The sequence below is a fragment of the Aeromonas bestiarum genome, from assembly GCF_000819745.1.
GTDB classification, from domain to species: domain Bacteria; phylum Pseudomonadota; class Gammaproteobacteria; order Enterobacterales; family Aeromonadaceae; genus Aeromonas; species Aeromonas bestiarum.
The window spans coordinates 82,605-104,907 of record NZ_CDDA01000006.1; the positions used below are offsets into that span (position 1 = coordinate 82,605).

A 22,303-nucleotide genomic window follows, 5' to 3' on the forward strand; every position below is an offset into this window, starting at 1 on the left:
TGAGCCCATATTAGCGGCAGCGCCGGGGTGCCCTTGAGAGGCTTGCCGGTTTTATTGGCAGATTGCGTTTGCGCTCACAGGGCGGTGCCGGATTGTTCAGCCTCATTGGTGGCTCGGCGAGTGCGTTATATCGCTGTCGTGGCGGTTGCGGTTCCTTTTTCGCACCTTATAGTAGGCTTCATTGCTCACTTGGCTCGCACTGGATTCAATGGAAAATCATATGCGCATCTTTCGTCGGGGATGGACCCACCTGTTTCTGGTTTTGCTGGCTTGCCTGCCGTTCATGGCGGCGGCCCAGTCCGATCGGCCCAGGATTGCTCTGGTACTGAGTGGCGGCGGCGCCAAGGGGGCGGCCCATATCGGCATCCTCAAGGTGCTGGAGGAGAAGCGCATCCCGGTCGACATCATAGTGGGCACCAGCATGGGCTCCTACGTGGCGGGCATGTACGCCATGGGGCTCAGCGCCGAGGAGGTGGAGCGCACCACGCTCGCCATCGACTGGAACAAGGGCTATCAGGACAAGGTCGGTCGTGACGAGCTCTCCCTGCGCAAGAAGCAGCAGAGCGAGAAGTACCAGCTGCGCACCGATATTGGCATCAACGGTGACTCGGTCCAGTTCCCGGATGGTTTCTTCCAGGGGCAGTCCATGGCCAGCCTGTTGCGCCACGCCACTTCCAACCTGCCTGCGCAGAAGAGCTTCGACGACCTGCCGATTCCCTATCGCGCCGTGGCGACCGACATGGAGACGGTGACCCCCTTCGTGCTGGATAGCGGCAGCCTCGCCAAGGCGATGCAGGCCTCCATGTCCATTCCCGGCGCCCTCAAGCCGGTGGAGTGGGAGGGGCATATCCTGGCCGACGGCGGCACAGTCAACAACATGCCGGTGGACGTGGCCAAGGCGATGGGGGCCGACGTGGTGATCGCGGTGGATATCAGCGCCAAGCTGCGTACCAGGGAATCCCTCAAGTCCGGCCTCGCCATGATAGATCAGCTCACCACCTACATGACCCAGGTCGGTACCGACAAGCAGAAGGCGCTGCTGGGGCCGAAAGACATACTGCTCACCCCTGAATTCGGCGGCATGGGCATAGCCGATTTTGCCCTGATGCCGGAAGGGATCAAGCGGGGGGAAACGGTGGCCAATCGCGCCTCTGCTCAGCTCGACGGGCTATCCCTCTCGCCCGCCGCCTACACCGCCTATCGCAATCAGAAGCTGAGCCGGCGCGCCGAGCGCAGCGGTCAGCCCGCCTACTACATCGACAAGGTGGAGATCCTCAACAAGTCACGCCTCTCCGACGAGACGGTGCGCGCCATGCTGAAGGTGCGACCGGACAAGGTGCAGACCAACGAGAGCCTGGAGGCGGGCATTCGCCGTCTCTACGCGCTGGAGTCGTTCGATCGCATCACCTATGAGGTGGAGGAGCGTGAAGGCGAGAACGTGCTGGTAGTGGATGCCAGCGAGAAGAACTGGGGACCGGGCTACCTCAACTTCCAGTTCGGCTTCTCCGACGATTTCGAGAGCAGCTCCAACTACAACGTCGGCATGTCCTACACCCTCACCAACGTCAATGACTGGGGGGCCGAGTGGCTGACCGAGGCGTCGCTCGGCACTGCCAAGCACCTCAAGACCGACTTCTACACGCCGCTGGAGCCTTCCCAGACCTTCTACGGCGAGGCGAGTCTGGCCTATGACAAGACCCAGCGCCGCATCTTCACTCCCGAGGCGACGAGGACGGAGGATGGGGTGAGCTATATCGATTCCGAATACAGCTTCACCAGCGCCGACTTGGCAGTGGGCTGGAATCGCCAGCCCTGGAGCCGCCTCTCGCTGGGGCTGGAGGGAAAAGTGGGCGCCATCGACATTCGCAACGTGGCGGATGCCAAGGTGGATGCCTCCTCCTGGGGCCCTTATGTCCGCTTCGAGCACGACACCCTGGACAGTCGCTACTTCCCCTATCAGGGGGTCTACTGGGACGTCAAGAGCGGCTACTCCCACGTCAAGATAGAGCCGACCGGCGAGCCGACGGAGAACACCGAGGGGGTCAACTACCATCTGACGATGATCAAGCCCTGGTCCTGGGACAGGCACAGCCTGAACCTGATGCTGGAAGGGGGCGGCTCCACCTCGCAGGAAGAGTACCCGCTGTTCGTGCAGGATCTGGGTGGCTTGTTCCGGCTGTCCGGCTTCCAGCACTACCAGCTCAGCGGTCGCTACAGCCTGTTTGGCGGCCTGCGCTACATCTACCGGGTGGCGGACAACGACTTTGGCGCACTGCGGGCCCCGCTCTACCTGGGGGGCTCCCTGGAGCAGGGCGGGGTATGGGACAAGGGGGAGGACATCAACATGGAGAGCTCCTTCACCGCCGGCTCCGTCTATGTGGGGGTGGAGAGCTTCCTCGGCCCCATCTTCCTCGGTTACGGCATGGCGGAGGGGGGCAACAACATGTTCTATCTGCAATTGGGCACCACATTCGAATAACGGCCAAATGATGCCTTTTTGTTAACTTATTTCTGGTGCGTCTTTTATCTGCTGGCAAAACCTGAGCAAGTTTAAATGGTTATGTTGTTTTGATGAATATGTGTACAGGGTTTGGATTTTAATTAGTCGTTAAAACTTATATAGTGGGGGGCACCCTACGGGTGTCCCGCAAGGACGATCGCCGCGAGCGTGGGCGAACCCCAAAAAAAGACCAAAGAGGAATTAGTCGTGCTTGAAACATACCGTAAACACGTCGCAGAACGTGCCGCCGAGGGCGTGGTCGCCAAACCTCTGGATGCAGAGCAGGTCGCCGCCCTGGTTGAGCTTCTCAAGAACCCGCCCGCTGGCGAACAAGACTTTCTGAAAGAGCTGTTGTCCTCCCGTATTCCCCCTGGTGTTGATGAAGCTGCCTATGTCAAAGCCGGTTTCCTCACCGCCATCGCCAAGGGCGAAGCCCATTCTCCCATCCTGACCGCCGCCGAAGCTGTTGAGCTGCTGGGCACCATGCAGGGTGGTTACAATATTCAGCCGCTGATCGATCTGCTGGACCACGCGACCTTGGCCCCTCTTGCCGCCAAGGGCCTCTCCCACACCCTGCTGATGTTTGACTCCTTCCACGACGTGGAAGAGAAGGCCAAGGCGGGCAATGCTCACGCCAAGCGGGTGATGCAATCCTGGGCCGATGCCGAGTGGTTCCTCTCCCGTCCCGAGCTGGCAGAGAAGATCACGGTTACCGTGTTCAAGGTGACCGGCGAAACCAACACGGATGACCTGTCACCGGCGCCGGATGCCTGGTCCCGTCCCGACATTCCGCTCCATGCCCTGGCCATGCTGAAAAACGCCCGTCCCGGCATCACTCCGGACAATGACGGCACCATAGGTCCCATCAAGACCATAGACGCCCTGAAAGAGAAAGGCTTCCCGCTGGCCTATGTGGGCGACGTGGTCGGTACCGGCTCTTCCCGCAAATCCGCCACCAACTCTGTGCTCTGGTTCATGGGCGACGACATTCCGTTCGTGCCGAACAAGCGCGCCGGCGGTGTCTGCCTCGGCGGCAAGATTGCCCCCATCTTCTTCAACACCATGGAAGATGCCGGCGCCCTGCCCATCGAGGTGGACGTCTCTGCGCTTGCGATGGGCGATGTGATCGACATCTACCCCTATGCCGGCAAGATCTGCAAGCACGGCACCGAGCAGGTGCTGGCCCAGTTTGAACTCAAGACAGAGGTGCTGATCGACGAGGTGCGTGCCGGTGGCCGTATTCCGCTGATCATAGGCCGTGGCCTGACCGACAAGGCGCGGGAAGTCATGGGTCTGCCGTTCTCCACCGTGTTCCGCCGTCCTGTGCCCGTGGCCGATACCGGCAAGGGTTACACCCTGGCCCAGAAGATGGTCGGCAAGGCGTGCGGCGTGAAGGGCATTCGTCCCGGCACCTACTGCGAGCCCAAGATGACCACGGTCGGCTCCCAGGACACCACGGGCCCCATGACCCGCGATGAGCTCAAAGACCTGGCCTGCCTCGGCTTTTCCGCCGATCTGACCATGCAGTCCTTCTGCCACACAGCGGCCTATCCCAAGCCCATAGACGTGCAGACCCACCACACCCTGCCGGACTTCATCATGAACCGCGGTGGCGTCTCCCTGCGCCCGGGTGACGGCGTCATCCACTCCTGGCTGAACCGCATGTTGCTGCCGGATACCGTGGGTACCGGTGGTGACTCCCACACCCGTTTCCCCATCGGCATCTCCTTCCCGGCGGGTTCCGGTCTGGTGGCCTTCGCCGCCGCCACCGGCGTCATGCCGCTGGACATGCCGGAGTCCGTGCTGGTGCGCTTCAAGGGCGAACTGCAACCTGGCATCACATTGCGTGATCTGGTTCATGCCATCCCCTACGCCGCCATCCAGAAAGGGCTGCTGACTGTCGAGAAAGCGGGCAAGAAGAACATCTTCTCCGGCCGCATCCTCGAAATCGAAGGCTTGCCGACCCTGAAGGTGGAGCAGGCGTTCGAGCTGGCCGATGCCAGCGCCGAGCGCTCCGCCGCCGGTTGCACCATCAAGCTGGATCAGGCGCCGATCATCGAGTACCTCAAGTCCAACATCGTCATGCTGAAATGGATGCTGTCCGAAGGCTACGGCGACCCGCGCACCATCACCCGTCGCATCAAGGGGATGGAAGAGTGGCTGGCCAACCCTGTGCTGATGGAAGCGGACAAGGATGCCGAGTACGCCGAAATCATCGAGATCGATCTGGCCACCATCAAGGAGCCCATCCTGTGTGCGCCGAACGATCCGGACGATGCCCGTCTGCTCAGCACTGTGGCGGGTGACAAGATCGACGAGGTGTTCCTCGGTTCCTGCATGACCAACATCGGCCACTTCCGCGCCGCCGGCAAGCTGCTGGAGAAGTTCCAGGGCGAGCTGCCGACCCGCATGTGGATAGCCCCGCCCACCAAGATGGACAAGGATCAGCTGACCGAAGAGGGCTACTACGGCATCTTCGGCCGGGTCGGTGCCCGCATCGAGATCCCGGGCTGTTCCCTGTGCATGGGCAACCAGGCGCGCGTGGCGGAAGGGGCCTCGGTGGTCTCCACCTCCACCCGCAACTTCCCGAACCGTCTGGGCAAGGGTGCCAACGTCTATCTGGCCTCTGCCGAGCTGGCTGCCGTGGCTGCCATCATCGGCAAGATCCCGACCGTGGCCGAGTACCTGCAGTACGCCAAGACACTGGATGCCACTGCGGCCGACACCTATCGCTACCTCAACTTCAACGAGATCGCCTCCTACACCAAGAAGGCCGATGCGGTGATCCTGCAGCAAGCGGTATAAGGATTGGCGCCGGTATGGCGCAGACAGTCCACTAAAAAGCCCCGGCCTGTGCCGGGGCTTTTGTTTGTGACGTCGTGCCGAGAGTCAGGCGGAGAAACCACCGTCTATGGTCAGGCTGGCGCCTGTGATATAGCCCGCTTCGGGCCCGGCCAGGTAGGCGACGAAGCTGGCGATCTCCTCATCCTTGCCGTAACGGGCCAGCGCCATCATCCCCTTGAGCTGCGCCGCCGATTCCCCGTCCGCCGGGTTCATGTCGGTATCGACCGGGCCAGGCTGCACGTTGTTCACCGTGATGCCCCTCGGGCCCAAATCCCGTGCCATGCCTTTGGTCAAACCGACCAGGGCCGATTTGCTCATGGCGTAGACGGACCCACCCGCCATGGGGATACGGTCTGCGTTGGTGCTGCCGATGTTGATGATGCGCCCCCCCTTGCCCATATGATGGGCCGCCTCCTGACAGGCCACGAACACGCTGCGGATGTTGACGGCCAGGGTGCGATCGAGATCGTCTAGGGTCAGCTCTTCAATGTTGCCCCATACCAGCACCCCGGCGTTGTTGACCAGGATGTCCAGTCGACCGAAGGTGGTGACTGTCTGGCGGATGGCGTGCTGCAAAGAGACGGCATCCGCACTGTCGGCACGGATGGCCAGCGCCTTGCCGCCTGCCGCCGTGATGGTCGCGACTATCTCTTCTGCCTTGCTGGCCGAGGAGACATAGGTGAAGGCAACAGCGGCACCGTCGCGGGCGAGGCGTTTTACAATGGCGGCACCAATGCCGCGCGAACCACCTTGTACGAAGGCAACTTGTCCACTGAGGGATTTAACGGTCAACATCCGGTCTCTCCTGTCTGGTCATGAAGTCGTGTCTGAGCGAGTTGGGAACTCGAGGTCATCCGATCCATCACCTGCAAGATGCGGCGTTGAATGAGCCTGTAAACAGTGTGATTGATTCCTTGAAATTGATTAAGTGGCTATTATTCCAATCTCTATTTCCTTCAGGGACTGAATCCGTGGCACTACAAGACCCCTTTCTGAGTGTCAGGCACTTTGTCGCCGTGGCGCAGTCGGGCAGCTTTACCGTGGCGGCATTGGCGCTGGGGCTGACCGGCTCGGCGTTGAGCAAGAGCATAGTGCGGCTGGAGGGGCGACTGGGGGTCAAGCTGTTGCACAGAACAACCCGCCGGGTGAGTTTGACCCGGGAGGGGGAGGCGTATCTGGTCAGTTGTCTCCAGGCGATTCGGGTGCTGGAGGCGACGGAGCAGAGCTTTGCATCGGGACAACAGAGTCCGTCGGGTCGCGTTCGAATCGATCTTCCCGCTGCGTTTGGCCGCCGGCATGTGCTGCCGATCCTGCTGGAGCTGGCAGGCAGCCATCCGCAGCTGGATCTGTCGGTGACCTTCAATGAGCGCAAGGTCGATCTCATTGAGGCCAACATTGATCTGGTGGTGCGCATCGGGGCGCTGGAGGATCAGGCCGATCTCGTTGCTCGTCGCCTGGGGGAGCAGAAGCTCGTCATCTGTGGGGCACCTTCCTATCTGGCCCGACGCGGGGTTCCCCTGACCCCGGATGAGTTGTCACGGCACGACTGCATCATCGACTGGCGATCTGGGCATCGCCATAGCTGGCTGCTCAGGAATGGGGCGGGTCGGACTGAGGCTTACGACATCCCGGTACGTTACGAGATGGGAGATGGTGAGGCCGTACTGGCTGCGGCGCTGGCTGGCCTTGGCCTGGTTCAGGTGCCGACCTGGCTGGTCAACGAACAGCTGGACTCGGGAGCGCTGGTCTGTGTGCTTTATGACCAGTCCGGTGGCGAGATGCCGATCAATGTCATCTGGGCCAGGAGCCAGCACATGCAGCCCAAGCTGCGCGTAGTGGTCGATGCTTTGTTGCTGGCGGCGCAAAAGAGTGGCAGTGGTTTCCGGGCCCGCTGAATCTGTGTCGTCACTGTCCGGCGGCCACACGCGAGCCAGGGAAGCAGGTTGGGCCCGCGAGGTGTCGTAACCTATTTGCTCAGGGATTGCAGCCAGTTCGCCAGCTTCTCATGGGGGCTGCCGGGAATCGGTGGCGCGGGGGCGAGCAGGTGATAGCCGGTGCCATCCGGGATGAATCCGAGCGGGGCGGCCAGCAGGCCGGCGGCGACATCGTCGCACACCAGCCGGTAGGGGCCTATGGCGACGCCAAGGCCCGCCACGGCGGCCTGCAGGCTGAAGTAGAAGTGCTCGAAGGTCTGGGTCGGTGCCTCGTCGCTCGCACCCTGTCCGGTCTGTTCCTGCCAGCTTTGCCAGGCGGCGGGACGGGTCCTGGTGTGCAGGCGGGGGGCCGAGGGGCGCAGAGCCGGCAGCTCTCCTTGTTGCTCGAAAAACTGCGCCACCTTGCCCGGCTGACAGACGGGCCCGGTCAGTTCCTCGAACAGCAGCTGGCTGTAAAGGTCATCAGGCCAGTGAAAGTCGTTGCGCCGGATGGCGAGATCTATGCCGTTGCCAAAGCTGAGGGCGCCGCCCCCCGCCATCAGATGCACGTCCAGCTCGGGGTGCAGGGCCTGGAAGGCGGGCCAGCGCGGGATCAGCCAGCGCATCAGCAGGGTGGGCTCGCAGGAGATGACCAGCGACTGGGGCTTGCTCTGCTGGCGCAGCGCCTGCGCCGTCTGCCGGATCCTGCTCAGCCCTTCCCTGACGGCCTCATGGAGCCTGCTGCCCGCCTCGGTCAGAAAGACCCGGCGCTGGCGACGCTCGAACAGCGGGATCCCCAGATCCTCCTCCAGCAGGCGCACCGCCCGGCTGATGGCGCCATGGGTGAGGTGCAGCTCATCGGCGGCGCGGCTGAAGTTTTCGGTGCGGGCAGCCACCTCGAAACAGCGCAGGGCCGTCAGGGAGGGGAGGGAGAGGTCTTTCTGTGAGTTATTATCACCATTCATGTCAGAAGTTATCGTTCGTTATTGGTGTTGATGCCAAATAAAATAGCCGATATCTCTCTGCATCAGGACTCTTTTCATGACCGAACTGTTAGCCGTAGTGGCCATTACCTTCTTTGCCGTCATCAGCCCGGGGCCCGATTTTGCCATGGTGTCGCGCAACAGCCTGCTGCTCTCCCGTCGCACCGGCGTGCTGACGGCGCTCGGCATAGCGGCCGGGGTCTGCGTCCATGTGACCTACACCCTGCTGGGGGTCGGCCTGTTGATCCAGCAGTCGCTCTGGCTGTTCAACCTCATCAAGCTGGCAGGGGCCGCCTACCTCATCTTCCTCGGCATCAAGATGCTGCGCGCCAGGCCTGTGACCCATGAGGAGATAGTCAGCCAGCCAACCCTCTCCAGCCTGGGGGCACTGCGCACCGGGTTTCTGACCAATGTGCTCAACCCCAAGACCACCATCTTCATCGTCAGCCTGTTCATGCAGGTGGTACAGCCGCAGACGCCGCTGGCGGTCCAGCTCGGCTATGGCGCCTTCATAGTGCTGGCCCACGCCCTCTGGTTCAGCGCTGTGGCGATCTTTTTCTCCACCGACTCGGTACGAGCCCGCTTGCTGGCGGTGCGCCACTGGATCGACCGGGTGTTTGGCGGCCTGCTGGTGGGATTCGGCATGCTGCTGGCATTGACCCAGCAATCGCGCTGAGGGAGCGGGGGAGTCATCCCCCTTATCCACCCCCCGACTGTAGGGGCTTGTTTTTCATGCCTTGGCGCTCGCTTTTCGGTAGAATTGCCGCTCATTTTGAAGTCAGATGAGGCGCGGTATGACGGTCAAGTTCCAGGCATTTCACAGCATCAAGGCGATCAACAATCGGGAGGTGCTGTTCAACTGGTCCAGGACCAACCCCCTCGGCGCCCTGGATCAGGTGTGGCGCCCGACCCATAGCGACGAGCTGCAGGCGCTGCTGCGTGAACACCCCGAGCGCAAGCTGCGGCTGATCGGCTCAGGCCTCTCCTTCGAACCCATCCACAGCGTCTATGCCGAGGGCAGTCAGGCGCTGCTGGTGGACCTGTACCACCTGCGCGGCCAGCTGGCGAAAACCGCCGATACCGTCACCTATCAGGCGGGCACGCCGCTCGATACCGTCTACGCCGATCTCATCGCCATGGAGCGGATGTTGCCGGCATCCCCCGGCGTCATCGGCATCCAGACCCTGGGCGGTGCGCTCAGCACAGGCACCCACGGCCAGGGGTTGCACCAGTCCGCCCTGTGCGATGCGGTGGAAGCCATGACGGTGATGCTGGCCAATGGCGAGATCGTCCGGGTGGATCGCACCGATCCGCGCTTCGGCGCCTTCGTGATGGGCATGGGCATGCTCGGCATACTGCTCGACGTCACCCTGCGCACAGTGCCCAACCGCATCATGCGCTGCACCAAGTTCACCACCGACTATCCCTTCCTGCTGGCACACAACGAGCGGCTCAACCGCGAGCACGGCTTCGTGAAGAGCTGGTGGTTCGCCTGGACCGGCGAGAGCCACATCTGGCTGGTGGATCCCGCCTCCGAGGAGGAGGTAGCCCGCTACCGAGCCGCCGGCAGCGAGCCGCTGCTGCTGGAGGGGGACATAGATGCCCGCATGAACGCCACCATAGATGCCACCCTGCAGAAGATGGCCAAGGATACCAAGGATGAGGCGCTGGCCGGGGAGCACTTCGAGACGGTGCGCCGCTTCAAGGACGCTTCCGATCTGGTGGGCAACGTCTACCAAATTCTCTGCAAGGGGATACCTGCGCCCCAGATCAACTGTGAGGTGGCGGTGCCGCTTCATCGCATGAACGAGGCGCTGGAGACCCTGCAAGCGTGGCAGCAGGCCAACCCGGGCGTATTGCACTACCCCTTTATCCTGCGTTGTACCGGTCCCTCCGAGGCCTGGCTCAGCGCCGCCTATGATAAATCGGTCTGCTGGGTCGGTTTCCTGGTCTATCTGGCGGCGGATGGCACCTTCGTCAACGGCTCCATGGAGCAGATGCGCGAGCTGCAGCAACTGCTGGTGCCCCTCGGTGGCATCCCCCATTTTGGCAAGCATCTGGCGATGGATCTCTACGACTTCCCGGCCCTGCTGCCGCGCTGGAACGACTTCCTGGCCCTCAAGGGCGAGCTCGATCCCCATGGCCGCTTCGAGAACCGCTGGCTCAGCGATCTGTTTGCCAACCGGTAAGGATTGAAAATGACCCATATGCAAGATACCCGCGTACCCATCACCCTGCCGACCAGAGGGGAGTCATCGATATGACAGATATGCAAGACACCCGAATTCCCGTGACCCTGCTGACCGGCTTTCTCGGCAGCGGCAAGACCACCTTGCTCAACTACTGGGTCAAGCAGCCGGAACTCGGCGAGTGCGCCGTGCTGATCAACGAATTCGGCTCTGTGGGGCTGGATCACCATCTGGTGCAGCAGGTGGACGAGCAGGTGGTGTTGCTCGATTCCGGCTGCATCTGCTGCTCGGTGCAGGGCTCCCTGGTGGAGGCGCTGCAGGGACTGTTCATGCGCGCCATCCAGCGCAAGATCAAGCCGTTCAAGCGGCTCATCATAGAAACCACAGGTCTGGCTGACCCGGCGCCCGTGCTGTTTACCCTGCGCGAAGAGGGCTTTATTGCCCAGCGTTACCGCTTCGATGGCACAGTGACAGTGGTGGATGCCGGCCATATCGAGCAGCAGCTGGCCGCTCAGTATGAAGCGGTGAAACAAGTGGCGCTGGCGGATCTGCTGGTAGTGAGCAAGGGGGATCTGGTGGAGGACGAGCAGCTGGCGCGGGTCGAAGCCCAGCTGGCGGCCCTCAATCCGGCGGCCCCCATCGAGCGGGTCACCAACGGTGAGCTGTCGCCTGCGGTGCTGGAGAAGCTGGGCGCCTACAACGAGGCGGCGGGGCGCGACGTGCGCCAGTTGCTGGCCTGGCTGCGCACCGAATCCCCCAAGCAGGGGCTGGCCTCGCCGATGCAGCCCAAGATGAAGCCGTTCGCCGCCAAGGTGGGCACGGCCGCACCGACTCACTTCGAGCATGGCAACATAGAGAGCTTCTCCCTGCGCATCGGTGAGCCGCTCAAGCCATCCCGCCTGCTGGCCGCCATTGATGCGGTGCAGGTCCAATATGGCGATGCCCTGCTGCGGCTCAAGGGGATATTGCAGTTGGAGGGAGAGAGCCAGCCTGTGGTGATCCACGGCGTTCATGGTCAACTCTATCCGCTGCAGGCTTTGGGAGATTGGCCGGAGGGCAAGGCCCAGTCCCGGCTGGTCTTTATCGTGAAAAGTCAGGACAAGGCGGGGATCGAGCGGTTGTTCCTTGATACGCTCAAGGCCCCCGAGCCCAGTCTGGAAGAGCAGCTCAGAGCCATGCTCGGCCAGCCGGATGCCTGATAGGCTAATATGACCCGCTTTCGTGCGGGTCTTTTTTTATCTGAAGAGGAGGTGGCTGCTCATGCCCGATAGCACACACATGGTGACCCCTGCCCAGCGCAAGTGGCTGCCGCCGCTGACGGCGGTCGGCTTCTTCATGCAGACCCTGGATGGCACCATACTCAACACCGCCCTGCCCAGCATGGCCGAGACCCTGGGCGAGAGCCCGCTGCAAATGCAGTCGGTGATCATCGCCTACATGCTGACGGTGGCGCTGCTCATTCCCGCCTCCGGCTGGCTGGCGGACCGATTCGGCACCCGCCGCATCTATCTGGCCGCCATACTGCTGTTCACCCTGGGGTCGCTGGCCTGCGCCGCCTCCAACTCCCTCTCCATGCTGGTGGCGGCCCGGGTGTTGCAAGGCATAGGCGGCGCCCTGCTGATGCCGGTGGGACGCCTCGCCGTGCTGCGGGTCTACAGCAAGCACGAGCTGTTGCGGGTGATGTCGTTCGTCACCATCCCCGGCCTGGTGGGGCCCTTGATCGGCCCGGCACTGGGCGGCTGGCTGGTGGAGGTGGCGAGCTGGCACTGGGTGTTTCTCATCAATCTGCCGGTGGGAATACTCGGCTTTATCGCCAGCTGGCACTTCATGCCCGACCTGCGGCAGGGCACGGCCAAGTTCGACTGGCAGGGTTTCGTGATGTTCAGCGCCGGCATGGTGCTGGTGTCGGTGGGCTTGCAGGGGCTGGGCGAGCACAGCATCTCCACCGGCTGGGCACTGTTTGCCCTGCTGTTCGGGCTGGCCGCCATGGCGAGTTACTGGCTCTATGCCGCCAATGTCGAGGAGCCACTGTTCAGTCTGGCGCTGTTCAAGACCAGCACCTTCGCCATCGGCGTCTGGGGCAACCTGTTTGCCCGCCTCGGCAGCGGTGCCATGCCCTTCCTCACCCCGCTCTTCCTGCAGCTGGGGCTCGGCTTCTCGCCGAGCAAGGCGGGTATGACCATGATCCCCACCGTGCTGGGGGCCATGCTGACCAAGACGCTGGTGAACAAGCTCATTCCACGCATCGGTTATCGGCGGATCCTGATCGGCAATACCCTGGCACTGGGGGCCATGATCGCCAGCTTCTACTTCATCGACAACCAGCTGCCCTATGGGGTGCTGCTGGGCTGGCTGATGGTGTTTGGCGCCATCAACTCGCTGCAGTTCTCCGCCATGAACACGCTCACGCTGCAAGACTTGAGCGCCGAGCATGCCAGCAGCGGCAACGGTCTGCTGTCGGTGGTGATGCAGCTCTCCATGAGCCTGGGGGTGGCGATTGCCGCCAGCCTGCTGGGACTCTTCTCAGCCGGTTCGTCGGCGGCGGATGGGCAGTGGCTGGGAGGCTTCCACCTCACCTATCTCTGCATTGGTCTCATGTCCATGCTGGCTGCGCTGATCTTCGCCCAGCTGGCGCGGGACAAGGGGTGAGCGGGTTGTGCCGTCGGCAGTCAGGCTGATGGTGCAGGCAGGTAGCTGACCAGACAGGGCAGTTGCTCAAGCACTTGGGCCAGATGGGCTGTCTCCAGCAGAAAGGTCTGCTCCGGGTGGCCCGGCGTCCAGGTGAAGGCGTGATGCTCCATCAGTTGAGGGTCTACCAGCAGCGGGATATCGGCGCGTGGCAGAAAGGGGCAGACGGCGCCCGGCAGGCAGCCGATCTCGGCCTGCATCTCCTCGGCGGTGCAGATTGAGGGCTTGGCACCGAACGCGGCCTTGACCGCCTTGTTGTCGAGCCGTCCTCCTTGATGGGTCAGCAGGAGGGCAAAGCGGCCATCCTTGAACTTGAGAAACAGCGTCTTGCTGAATACCGCCTGCCAGCCCAAGCGGGCCCTGACTCTTTCGTCGGTGGCGTAATCGAGGATGGGCTCGTGCTCATAGCGCTGGTGGGGCAGTTCGGCGAGCAGCCGGCAGTTGAAGTCGTGAATGGTGTCGAGCGGCATGGGGGTCTCCTGTGGCGAGCCCCATCCTGCCAGTCGTGGCGGGCCGGGCCCAATCACACTTTCTTATGGCGGATAAGCCGCTTTGCAAGATGCAACAAGGGCACCCTCGGGTGCCCTTGTTGATTCAGTGATGTTGCAGCTCGCACGCTTCCCAGTGAAAGGGGATGGGGCAGAGTCGCTGGGAGGTCTTGTCATAACCCTGCCACAGCTCGCCCAGCGTGCGACCATCGACCGGGTGGCGCAGGCTCGGTGCCAGTTCGGCCAGCGGCCAGAGCACGAAGGCATTGGTGAGGATCTCGCCGCGGGGCAGGGCGACTGGCGCCTCGCAGACCAGATCGCCATAGAGCAGCAGATCCAGGTCCAGGGTGCGCGGAGCGAACTTCTTGGCATCCGGCTCGCGGCCGTGGGCGAACTCCATGGCACGCAGCCGTTGGCACAGGGTTGTCAGCGGCAGGTCTGTGTCGGCACCGACCACTAGGTTGTAGAAGGGGCGGCCGTTGAAGCCTACCGCCTCGCTCTCGAATACCCGGGAGACAGCCAGCTCGCCAAACTCCGCCTGCAGGGCATCGAGGCCGGCGCGGATATGGTGCTCCCGCTCTATGTTCGAGCCCATGCTGATATAGATGCGGGTCATCAGTTGGCGCTCGTGGCCGGGGTACGGTGGCGCAGGATCTCGACCCCGACGCCGGCGGCATTGGGTACGGCGCCCGGTTTTGTCAGAGTGACCTTGACCCATTGTACTCGCTCATCGGCCAGCACCAGCATGGCGACCTGCTCGGCCATGGTTTCGACCAGCTCCACCACCTTGCTGGAGGCGTGATCACAAATCTTGCGAGAGAGGGTGGCGTAATCCAGTGCCAGATTGATATCGTCGGTTGCTGCGGCGGGACGGTTGTCAAAGCCCATTTCGAGGTCGAAACAGAGCTTCTGGCGAATGCCTTTCTCCCACTCATAGACACCAATAGTGGTCAAAACCTCGAGTCCGCGAATAAACACCTTGTCCATGACAGTACTTCTTCTTTACTCTTGATGGGCTGTGATAACAGCGCAGGGATGCAGGCCTGGCAACCAGTTTGCCGCGCGGTCGGTTTGGGCGACACGCTTTTGGGCAACGCCAAGCCAGAGAATGTGGCCCGCATCATACCCCATTCATATCGTGGTAAAAACGACCAAGATGACGGCCCTGACGATTTTGATGATTATTCTGGCCTACCTGGGCGGCTCGCTGTCCAGTGCCGTGCTGGTTTCCCGCATCACGGGTCTGCCGGATCCTCGCGATCATGGCTCCCACAACCCGGGTGCGACCAATGTGTTGCGCCTCGGTGGCCGTGTGGCTGCCGTTGTGGTGTTGCTGCTCGACGTGCTCAAGGGCACGGCCCCCGTCTATCTCGCCTGGTATCTGCAAATCAAACCCGTCTACCTCGGCTTCATCGGGGTGGCAGCCTGCCTCGGCCACATGTACCCCATCTTCTTTCATTTTCGCGGTGGCAAAGGGGTCGCCACGGCACTGGGGACCATGATGCCCATCGGCTTTACCATGGGCGGGGCCGTGATCGGCACCTGGCTGCTCGTGCTGCTGGTGAGCGGCTACTCCTCGCTGGCCTCCATCATTACCGTGCTGCTGACACCGCTCTTTACCTACCTGCTCAAACCCGAATACACGCTGCCGGTCTCGCTGCTCTCCTGCCTCATTCTGATCCGCCATCACGAGAACATTGCCCGCCTGCTGAAAGGGGAAGAGCCCAGAGTCTGGGGCCGCCCGGCGCAGCACGGCCAGGAAGAAGTAGGGGAAATGGATGATGTTGCGCAAAAAAGAGACGAACGAGACAAAAAGTGAAATTTCCCGTTGACCACCTGCCTTAAAATCCGTTTAATAGCGCCCACGCCCAGATAGCTCAGTCGGTAGAGCAGGGGATTGAAAATCCCCGTGTCGGCGGTTCGATTCCGTCTCTGGGCACCAAATTTGGTGCCATGAAATAAAAATCTGTTCATGCACAAAGGTTTAAAGTGTGCCGGCTTAGCTCAGTAGGTAGAGCAACTGACTTGTAATCAGTAGGTCACCAGTTCGATTCCGGTAGCCGGCACCATTTATATATTGCCCAGATAGCTCAGTCGGTAGAGCAGGGGATTGAAAATCCCCGTGTCGGCGGTTCGATTCCGTCTCTGGGCACCAAGTACAATTCCTCCTTAGTTCAGTCGGTAGAACGGCGGACTGTTAATCCGTATGTCGCTGGTTCAAGTCCAGCAGGAGGAGCCAACACAAAAGCCCAGCAGCAATGCTGGGCTTTTTCTTTGCCTGTTTGCCACGGCCATTGTTACCTGAGTGTTGCGCAATAAGTGTGCGCCTGAGGAACAAGCTGTCGCATCCATCCCCCTTCTTCCTTCCCTGTCAGTGACTTGCCTTTTGTTTCTCGCCTAGTATGGTGACGTGCCGGGCGTTTTGCCGCGCCGCTTTCCCTGCGTCTGACCCGCCGTATCCGCCATGGCCTTGTGCACCATGACTCTCTATCTGGCGAGGGCGGGACATCTTTGTGATCGAGGTAATGTATGAATGCAACCGAGCTTTGGCAGCTGTCTCCCGAGCAGTTCAACGAGTGGCGCCGGGAGAATGACTATCCCCTGATTTGGGATCTGCTGGTGGCCTCGCTGCCCTATTTCGGCGACTGGATGACGGAGCAGAAAATAGAGAAAAGCGTCATCTTCCAGATCGGCATAGCTCGTTTCATCAGCTCGCGATCCGTGCTCAGCCTCTGCGTCTACATGAGCGACGACAAGATCAGGCTGTATGAAACCGCCTCGAGCGCGCTGGAGTCCCTGCGCAAGAGCGGCCTCATCCGCTCGGAGACCCGTTTTGAACCCTACTGCATGTGGCTGGCCGGCAAGCACGGCAAGGACGAGGTGAAGCGGGTGCAGAGCCTGCTCTCGGTCTCCGAGAACAACAAGGGGGAGGCGCAGGTGCTGGGCAAGCATCGCCTGCTCAACATCGGCGGCGTCGAGCTGAAGAGCCCCATCATCTCCGGCCGATTGCTCGATTTCACCTGCCTCGACGAACTTTCGCTGGATGGCGCCGTCAACAACTCCAAGGTCTATCTGTGGCACTGCTCGGCCAAGGGTGTGCGGGTCAATGGCGGCGTGATCGGGCTCGATCTGTTCGATTCCCTGCTGTGGGATCACAGGGCCTGGGCCAAGAAGCGGGAGCTGGCGCTGGAGGACGGGGTGTTTCAGGACTTCACCATCGAGTGCGAGGAGATCCGTTTTCACTCCTCCCGGGCCGTGCTGAAAAACTTCAACGTGCGCGCCAAGAACTTCGACGCCACCATGGAGCACACCAATCTGGACAAGGTGCAGGTGGCCTACAACGAGAACGGCCGGATCGATCACAGCGAGGCCAGCAAGCTGTACCGCAACGCCAAGCGCCTCTTCTCCAGCGTGGGAGATACCGTCGATGCCGGTGAGTGCTATTACCAGGAGAAGCTGCATGAGATGAAGTCCCTGGCCAGCCCGAGGGAGCTGTTCAAGGAGCGCTGGCTGCGCAGCGGCCCGCTGAGAAAGGGGTGGCTCTCCCTGCTGTGCTATCTCAAGTGTGGCTCCAAGTTCATCAGCTTCATCACCTGGGGCTTTGGCGAGCGGCCGATCAGAAGCCTGCTGATGTCGATGGGGGTCATACTGCTGGCGACCCTGACCTATTTTCTGGCGCCCGCTTCGGTCACCTATCACCATCTGGGGCGCTCGCTCTACTTCAGCATCGTGACCTTCGTGACGCTCGGTTATGGGGATATTTCCCAGACCTCTTCCCCGCTGCAGCTGCTGTCGGCCATCGAGGCCTTCAGCGGCATGTTTCTGACCGGCCTGTTCCTCGCGGGGTTTGCGTCGAAAACCAAGCAGTATTGATGACGCTGCCGACCTGTCGGTGCTGCCAAGCTCCGACAGGTGGTGCTCCCTCAGCAGCACCTCAGAGGGCTGGATCTTGCCGAGCAAGCCGCCGCAATAGCCCGTATCGGCCTCGCCACCAGGTCAGCATCTTGTCATCTTGCCGGCGTGATGCCCTGCATCTTCAGCCAGAACGCCTCCTGACAGGGGTTGTGAAACAGCTTGCGTGGCGGTGTGATGGGGATGGGGCTGGTGTCGACCCGATAGCTTATCCAGCATTCGGCACATAGCTGCGGCGAGGGGACATGGTCCTGCTCTCTCTGATGGCAGATGACGACCCCATTGGCGAACCAATAGCGGGTTTGCTGGTGCTGGATCAGGGTGCCACTCTCGTCATGCTCGCTATAGTGTTCGCTCTGCTGGCGAATGATGGTCGCCGGCCCAGGTTGCCGATGGATGGCCTTGATATAGGTAATGAGCTGATTCATCGCCGTTCTTGCTTGTGATGGGAGCGGCGGCGTTGGGACACTGGCCGCAGATGTCGCGAGCTTAGCGCTCGGCGCCGCTGGCGGCAATCCCGAGCGGGCGGCAGGGTGACAGGCATGAAGGAGGACAGTGATGGGGATCCCCAGCAACAAGGCCGAGCTGCTGCTCGCCATCGAGACGAACTTCGGCAAGCTGCTCAAGGCCTTGCAGGCCGTCCCCGAGAGCCTGGTGCAGGAGCTGGTCATGGAGGGGCACAGCAAGGGCACCCGCATGAGCGTGGCCAATCTGGTGGCCTATCTCATCGGCTGGAATGAGCTGGTGATCAAGTGGATCGAGCGGGACGCGGCGGGCCTGCCGGTGGATTTTCCCGAGACTGGCTTTAAGTGGAACGAGCTGGGCAGGCTGGCCCAAACGTTCTATCGGGATCATGAGGGGCTGACCTACCCGCAGCTACTGGCCCGGCTGGTGGCGGCCAGGGCCCGTATCGTCGAGCTGATCGCGGAGCGCGGTGATGACCAGCTGTATGGTCGCCCCTGGTATGAGCAGTGGACTCTGGGGCGGATGATCCAGTTCAATACCGCCTCTCCCTACCACAATGCCAACGGGCGGCTGCGCAAGTGGTTGAAGGGCGCGGGTGTGAAGCCGTAGCTCCCGCCGCGCCGATGGTGCGTCTGGCCTTGGGGTCAGGCCGACCCGCATTGTTTCACTGACAAGCCCCAGTTGTTATACTGCCGCCCCGTCCTCTCGCCGGGCAGGCAGTGCGCTGGCGCGAGACAGGCAGACTGGACAGGATCGTCCGGCAACCCATTTTTTCCTCCCAGCTTCAGCCGGCAGAACGGCGGCCCGTCAATCCGTATGCCACGGGTTCGAGCCCAGCAGGAGGAGCCATTCAAGGAGCCCTTGTCGCGAGACAAGGGCTCCTGCTTTATGGGTGCCATAACAACAATACTCACCACACAGCGACAGACTTCAGGATTGGTATGGAAAATCAAGTAGTTAAAGATTCTCACCCGGGTGTCACCTCCCTTCGCAGCTGGCTGGAGCCGGTACTGGTGCTGGCCATTCTGGGCAGCCTGTTCGGCTACCTCGGCAGCCAGATGGGGCTCTCCGCCCTGGTCAACACCCTGTTCAACACCGCCCATCAGCTGCTGCTCAATACAGTGCTCTTCATCATGGGGATTACCGTGCTGTCGGGGGCGCTGAGCCAGCTGCTCAGCGAGTTTGGGGTGATCCGCTTGCTGGAGGTGCTGCTGGCACCCTTGATGAAGCCCATTTTCCGCCTGCCCGGGCGCACCGCCCTGGCGGCCCTGATGACCTTCTTCTCCGACAATCCGGCGGTGATCAGCCTCGCCAAGGACAGCCGTTTTCGCAAGGGCTTCACCCCCTGGCAGCTGGTCTCGCTCACCAACTTCGGCACCGCCTTCGGCATGGGGCTGATAGTGGTGACCTTCATGGCCACCCTACAACTGCCGAGCGGCGAATCCACCGCCAGTGCGGCACTGATCGGCCTGCTCGGCGCCCTCATCGGCTCAGTGGTCTCGACCCGGCTGATGCAGCGCATGATCCGCCCGCTGGTGGGGGAAACCCTGATTGATGACGAGGTCGTGAGCGTGGGCGCCAAGCCGGGTCTGAGTCAGGAGGCGGCCCCCACCTGGCTGCGGGTGCTCAATGCCCTGCTCGATGGCGGCAAGTCCGGGGTGGAGCTGGGGATGGCGGTGATCCCGGGGGTGCTCATCATCAGTACCTTCGTGATGCTGCTGACCTTCGGCCCGGGCGAGCAGGGTTACAGTGGCGAGGCCTTTCAGGGGGTGGCGCTGCTGCCCGTGCTGGCGGCCAAGGTGGGCTGGTTGTTCGAGCTGCTGTTCGGCTTCACCCATGCCGAGCTGGTGGCCTTCCCCGTGACCTCGCTGGGGGCGGTCGGGGCGGCCATGTCGCTGGTGCCGCCCTTCATCGGCAAGGGCTGGATCACCGGCAACGAGGTCGCGGTATTCACCGCCATGGGCATGTGCTGGAGTGGTTTTCTCAGCACCCATACCGCCATGCTGGATGCGCTCGGCTATCGCCATCTCACCTCCCGCGCCATAGTGGCCCACACCATAGGTGGCCTGTGCGCCGGGGTGGCGGCCCATCAGCTCTACCTGCTGCTGGGCTGAGTCGGGTTCTGATAACAAAAGAGGCTCTTCGGAGCCTCTTTGCATTGCTCGTTGCGATCACGCGGACAGCATAGAGACGGTCAGTCCGGCGTTGTGGTCACTCGACATGGCCAATGACGGTTTGCTCTATCACGGCTCCGGGCATCATCTGCTGTATGCCTTCAATCAGCTTGTTCCCGGCTGCTTGCAAAGCTTCCAGGGGCATTTCGGGCAAGCTCTCCAGAATGAACCACATCATGCTCGATTCCACATTGAGCCTGGTCCGGACTCCCTGTCTCCAGTTCCAGCGTCGACATGTCACCCCCTTGTCATCCCGCCAGACCACTTCACCGGGTTCTGGAGATTCATGAGCCACTTCGCCACCCTTCATTGTGTCGAATAGCTCGCTGCCATCGGCAACCACCAACCTCGGCGTCCCTTCATAGGTGGTCAGGTTTTCGCCCCCTACCGGTATGGCGTACTCAATGCTGATGGCGTTATAGAGGTCAACGACAGGATCGATACTCGGCAGGTTGCCATCACGGGCAACCCGTTTTCGCAGGGCTTCGGCGGAGCAGGGAGTGCGCTGTGGTTTGGCGCCAAACTTTCTAAAGAGGTCCGCCCAGGCGGAGAGGTGTGCATCGGCCCAGGGTGCATCTTCTCTGGCCATGGCAAGGGCTGCTTGTTCCAGGGCCCGCGTCCCCACTGTGGGGTCTGCAATGGCAGCCGCCTGGACAGTGATGCTCAAGGCCCGGAATCCGGGAGCCATATCGGTTACTTCAGGGGTGATTAATGGCTTGAACAACGGCATAGCGACTCCAGGAGATTCATTGATAGAGACGACATTTGATGTCTCGATAGCGCATGGCATCAGCCACATCACACTCAATTTGAGAGCCATCTTGCTTGGGCGATGGCAATAAGAAAATTCACAAAATCTTAAGGCCAATAAGGATTTGGAATGACAAGCAGCCTGTCAGTGAAGGATTAGCATGGGAGTTCGATCCAGAAAGAAGTTCTGCCTTTTCGTTGATCTCTCGCGAAATGGGATGAGCGGCTCAGGAGCACTATCTCTGATGCTGCTGAAAAACATCAACAACAAGGGCGCCGAGGCGCCCGTTTGCTTGAGTGTCAGGCTGACGACATTACAGATTGCCCGGTTTGGGGATGGGGATGCCGAGCAGGAAGTTGTCCATCATGCCGACCATGCGTCCCAGCTCGGGTTTGGTGATGGTGTCGTTGGCCCCCAGCTGCAGCGCCTTCTGGCGGTTGTCGTCACTCATCAGCGACGAGAACATGACGATGGGGGTGGTCTTGAAGGCAGGGGTATCCCGCAGCCGTTTGAGCAGGTGCATGCCGTCCATGCGGGGCATCTCGACGTCTGTGATGATGCCGCTGACGAACTCGGCCACCGGGATCTTCTCCTCCTGCGACAGGCGGTCGAACTCCATCAACATCTCCAGCCCGTCGCCCCCATCCTTGGCGGTCACCACGTTGTAGCCCGCGGTGCGCAGCGTGGTCTCTATCATCTTGCGGATGAAGGCGGAGTCGTCGACCACCAGCACAGTCTTGGCCTGGCGCAGTGCCATCATGCGATCGTCTATGAGGACCTTGCGATCTTGGGTCACATCGTACTTCTCCATGCTCAGCTCTGGGTTGATGTCGGCGATGATCTTCTCGAAGTCGAGGATCATGATGAGGTTGCCATCTCGCCTGACCACGGCCACCACGCAGTCATTCTCGCCCGCCTCCAGAAACTGGCTGGGGGACTCCACATCCTCCCAGGAGACCCGGTGGATCCTGCTGACACTGTCGATGAGGAAGCCGTTCGCCATCTTGTTGAAGTCGGTGACTATGACCACCTTGTTGTTGGGGTCCGGGTTGGTCTTGATGCCAAGCCAACCCGCGAGATCCACCAGCGGGATCAGCCGCTCGCGCAGGGAGAAGACACCCACCATGTGGCGCTGGGCGTTGGGGTAGTCTGTGGTGTCAGGTACCCGGATCACCTCGCGCACCTTGGCGACGTTGATGCCGTAATAGGCGATCTTTTCCCTGCCATCGGGTAGCTGCTTCTTGAGGTGAAATTCGATGATCTCGAGCTCGTTGGTACCGCTCTCGGTCAGGATGGATTTACGCTCTTCCCCGTCTTTGGACATCATGGCGACTCTCGTGCTTCTGGTTGCGCTGGCAGCACCGGCTGCGGTTTTCCCTCAGTATAGGAATGGATC

At 61.5% G+C, this 22,303-nt stretch carries 19 protein-coding genes and 4 tRNA genes; 15 read left to right on the plus strand and 8 right to left on the minus strand.

Annotated features, from left to right (window positions below; translation table 11 throughout):
• Positions 1-220: 220 nt before the first annotated feature.
• Both BN1118_RS02090 and acnB read left to right on the plus strand, forming a co-directional pair.
• Positions 221-2,479, plus strand: a complete 2,259-nt coding sequence (locus BN1118_RS02090) for a patatin-like phospholipase family protein (protein WP_043554357.1) — start codon at positions 221-223, stop codon at positions 2,477-2,479.
• A gap of 228 nt (positions 2,480-2,707) precedes the next feature.
• The gene (acnB, locus tag BN1118_RS02095) at positions 2,708-5,305 is read left to right on the plus strand and encodes a bifunctional aconitate hydratase 2/2-methylisocitrate dehydratase (RefSeq protein WP_043554543.1); all 2,598 of its coding nucleotides are present in this window, start codon (positions 2,708-2,710) and stop codon (positions 5,303-5,305) included.
• Positions 5,306-5,389: 84 nt separating this feature from the next.
• Here the strand turns inward: acnB and BN1118_RS02100 are convergent, their stop codons facing one another.
• Positions 5,390-6,139 carry a 3-oxoacyl-ACP reductase family protein gene (locus BN1118_RS02100; protein ID WP_043554358.1) on the minus strand — a complete coding sequence of 250 codons (750 nt, stop codon included), beginning with the start codon at positions 6,137-6,139 and terminating at the stop codon, positions 5,390-5,392.
• A 176-nt stretch (positions 6,140-6,315) separates the two neighbouring features.
• Here BN1118_RS02100 and BN1118_RS02105 point away from each other — a divergent pair, with 176 nt between their 5' ends.
• Positions 6,316-7,239, plus strand: a complete 924-nt coding sequence (locus tag BN1118_RS02105; RefSeq protein ID WP_043554360.1) for a LysR family transcriptional regulator — start codon at positions 6,316-6,318, stop codon at positions 7,237-7,239.
• A 71-nt stretch (positions 7,240-7,310) separates the two neighbouring features.
• On the opposite strand, the gene BN1118_RS02110 is transcribed toward BN1118_RS02105, so the two are convergent.
• Entirely contained in the window at positions 7,311-8,222 is a 912-nt protein-coding gene (locus BN1118_RS02110) for a LysR family transcriptional regulator (RefSeq protein ID WP_043554362.1), read from the minus strand.
• 76 nt (positions 8,223-8,298) lie between these two features.
• Here BN1118_RS02110 and BN1118_RS02115 point away from each other — a divergent pair, with 76 nt between their 5' ends.
• The 4 genes from BN1118_RS02115 (at position 8,299) to mdtD (ending at position 13,078) form a co-directional block, all read left to right on the plus strand.
• Complete coding sequence (locus BN1118_RS02115) at positions 8,299-8,916, plus strand: LysE family transporter (protein ID WP_043554364.1); 618 nt, start codon at positions 8,299-8,301, stop codon at positions 8,914-8,916.
• A 118-nt stretch (positions 8,917-9,034) separates the two neighbouring features.
• Entirely contained in the window at positions 9,035-10,429 is a 1,395-nt protein-coding gene (locus tag BN1118_RS02120; protein WP_043554365.1) for a D-arabinono-1,4-lactone oxidase, read from the plus strand.
• A gap of 71 nt (positions 10,430-10,500) precedes the next feature.
• Complete coding sequence (locus BN1118_RS02125) at positions 10,501-11,628, plus strand: CobW family GTP-binding protein (RefSeq protein WP_043554366.1); 1,128 nt, start codon at positions 10,501-10,503, stop codon at positions 11,626-11,628.
• Between the two features lie 61 nt (positions 11,629-11,689).
• Positions 11,690-13,078 (plus strand): multidrug transporter subunit MdtD, encoded by a 1,389-nt coding sequence (mdtD, locus tag BN1118_RS02130; protein ID WP_043554367.1) that lies wholly within the window; start codon positions 11,690-11,692, stop codon positions 13,076-13,078.
• 20 nt (positions 13,079-13,098) lie between these two features.
• Here mdtD and BN1118_RS02135 read toward each other — a convergent pair whose 3' ends face one another.
• The 3 genes from BN1118_RS02135 to folB form a co-directional block, all read right to left on the minus strand.
• Complete coding sequence (locus BN1118_RS02135) at positions 13,099-13,587, minus strand: YbaK/EbsC family protein (protein WP_043554369.1); 489 nt, start codon at positions 13,585-13,587, stop codon at positions 13,099-13,101.
• A gap of 124 nt (positions 13,588-13,711) precedes the next feature.
• On the minus strand, positions 13,712-14,221 hold the full coding sequence (folK, locus tag BN1118_RS02140) for a 2-amino-4-hydroxy-6-hydroxymethyldihydropteridine diphosphokinase (protein ID WP_043554370.1): 510 nt from the start codon (positions 14,219-14,221) through the stop codon (positions 13,712-13,714).
• Positions 14,221-14,592 carry a dihydroneopterin aldolase gene (gene folB, locus BN1118_RS02145; protein ID WP_043137290.1) on the minus strand — a complete coding sequence of 124 codons (372 nt, stop codon included), beginning with the start codon at positions 14,590-14,592 and terminating at the stop codon, positions 14,221-14,223. The genes folK and folB overlap by 1 nt, the downstream gene beginning before the upstream one ends.
• Before the next feature lie 169 nt (positions 14,593-14,761).
• On the opposite strand from folB, the gene plsY reads away from it, so the two are divergent.
• The 6 genes from plsY (at position 14,762) to BN1118_RS02175 (ending at position 17,478) form a co-directional block, all read left to right on the plus strand.
• Positions 14,762-15,424, plus strand: coding sequence for a glycerol-3-phosphate 1-O-acyltransferase PlsY (plsY, locus tag BN1118_RS02150; RefSeq protein ID WP_043554371.1), 663 nt, complete (start codon positions 14,762-14,764; stop codon positions 15,422-15,424).
• A 47-nt stretch (positions 15,425-15,471) separates the two neighbouring features.
• Positions 15,472-15,547 (plus strand) — tRNA-Phe (locus BN1118_RS02155).
• A 51-nt stretch (positions 15,548-15,598) separates the two neighbouring features.
• Positions 15,599-15,674: transfer RNA gene (locus BN1118_RS02160), tRNA-Thr, on the plus strand.
• Between the two features lie 10 nt (positions 15,675-15,684).
• Positions 15,685-15,760: transfer RNA gene (locus BN1118_RS02165), tRNA-Phe, on the plus strand.
• A gap of 8 nt (positions 15,761-15,768) precedes the next feature.
• A tRNA-Asn gene (locus BN1118_RS02170) sits at positions 15,769-15,844 on the plus strand.
• A gap of 290 nt (positions 15,845-16,134) precedes the next feature.
• Entirely contained in the window at positions 16,135-17,478 is a 1,344-nt protein-coding gene (locus BN1118_RS02175) for a potassium channel family protein (protein ID WP_043137286.1), read from the plus strand.
• Positions 17,479-17,612: 134 nt separating this feature from the next.
• Here the strand turns inward: BN1118_RS02175 and BN1118_RS02180 are convergent, their stop codons facing one another.
• Positions 17,613-17,945 carry a hypothetical protein gene (locus BN1118_RS02180; protein ID WP_043554372.1) on the minus strand — a complete coding sequence of 111 codons (333 nt, stop codon included), beginning with the start codon at positions 17,943-17,945 and terminating at the stop codon, positions 17,613-17,615.
• Positions 17,946-18,075: 130 nt separating this feature from the next.
• On the opposite strand from BN1118_RS02180, the gene BN1118_RS02185 reads away from it, so the two are divergent.
• The gene (locus BN1118_RS02185; RefSeq protein WP_043554373.1) at positions 18,076-18,591 is read left to right on the plus strand and encodes a ClbS/DfsB family four-helix bundle protein; all 516 of its coding nucleotides are present in this window, start codon (positions 18,076-18,078) and stop codon (positions 18,589-18,591) included.
• A 332-nt stretch (positions 18,592-18,923) separates the two neighbouring features.
• A complete protein-coding gene (locus BN1118_RS02190) occupies positions 18,924-20,096 on the plus strand; it encodes a CD0519/CD1768 family membrane protein (RefSeq protein ID WP_043554374.1) in 1,173 nt (390 codons plus the stop codon).
• A 97-nt stretch (positions 20,097-20,193) separates the two neighbouring features.
• Here BN1118_RS02190 and BN1118_RS02195 read toward each other — a convergent pair whose 3' ends face one another.
• Together BN1118_RS02195 and BN1118_RS02200 are read right to left on the minus strand one after the other, a co-directional pair.
• On the minus strand, positions 20,194-20,886 hold the full coding sequence (locus tag BN1118_RS02195) for a B3/B4 domain-containing protein (RefSeq protein ID WP_043554377.1): 693 nt from the start codon (positions 20,884-20,886) through the stop codon (positions 20,194-20,196).
• Between the two features lie 334 nt (positions 20,887-21,220).
• Entirely contained in the window at positions 21,221-22,234 is a 1,014-nt protein-coding gene (locus BN1118_RS02200) for a chemotaxis protein (protein WP_043554378.1), read from the minus strand.
• Positions 22,235-22,303 lie beyond the last annotated feature (69 nt).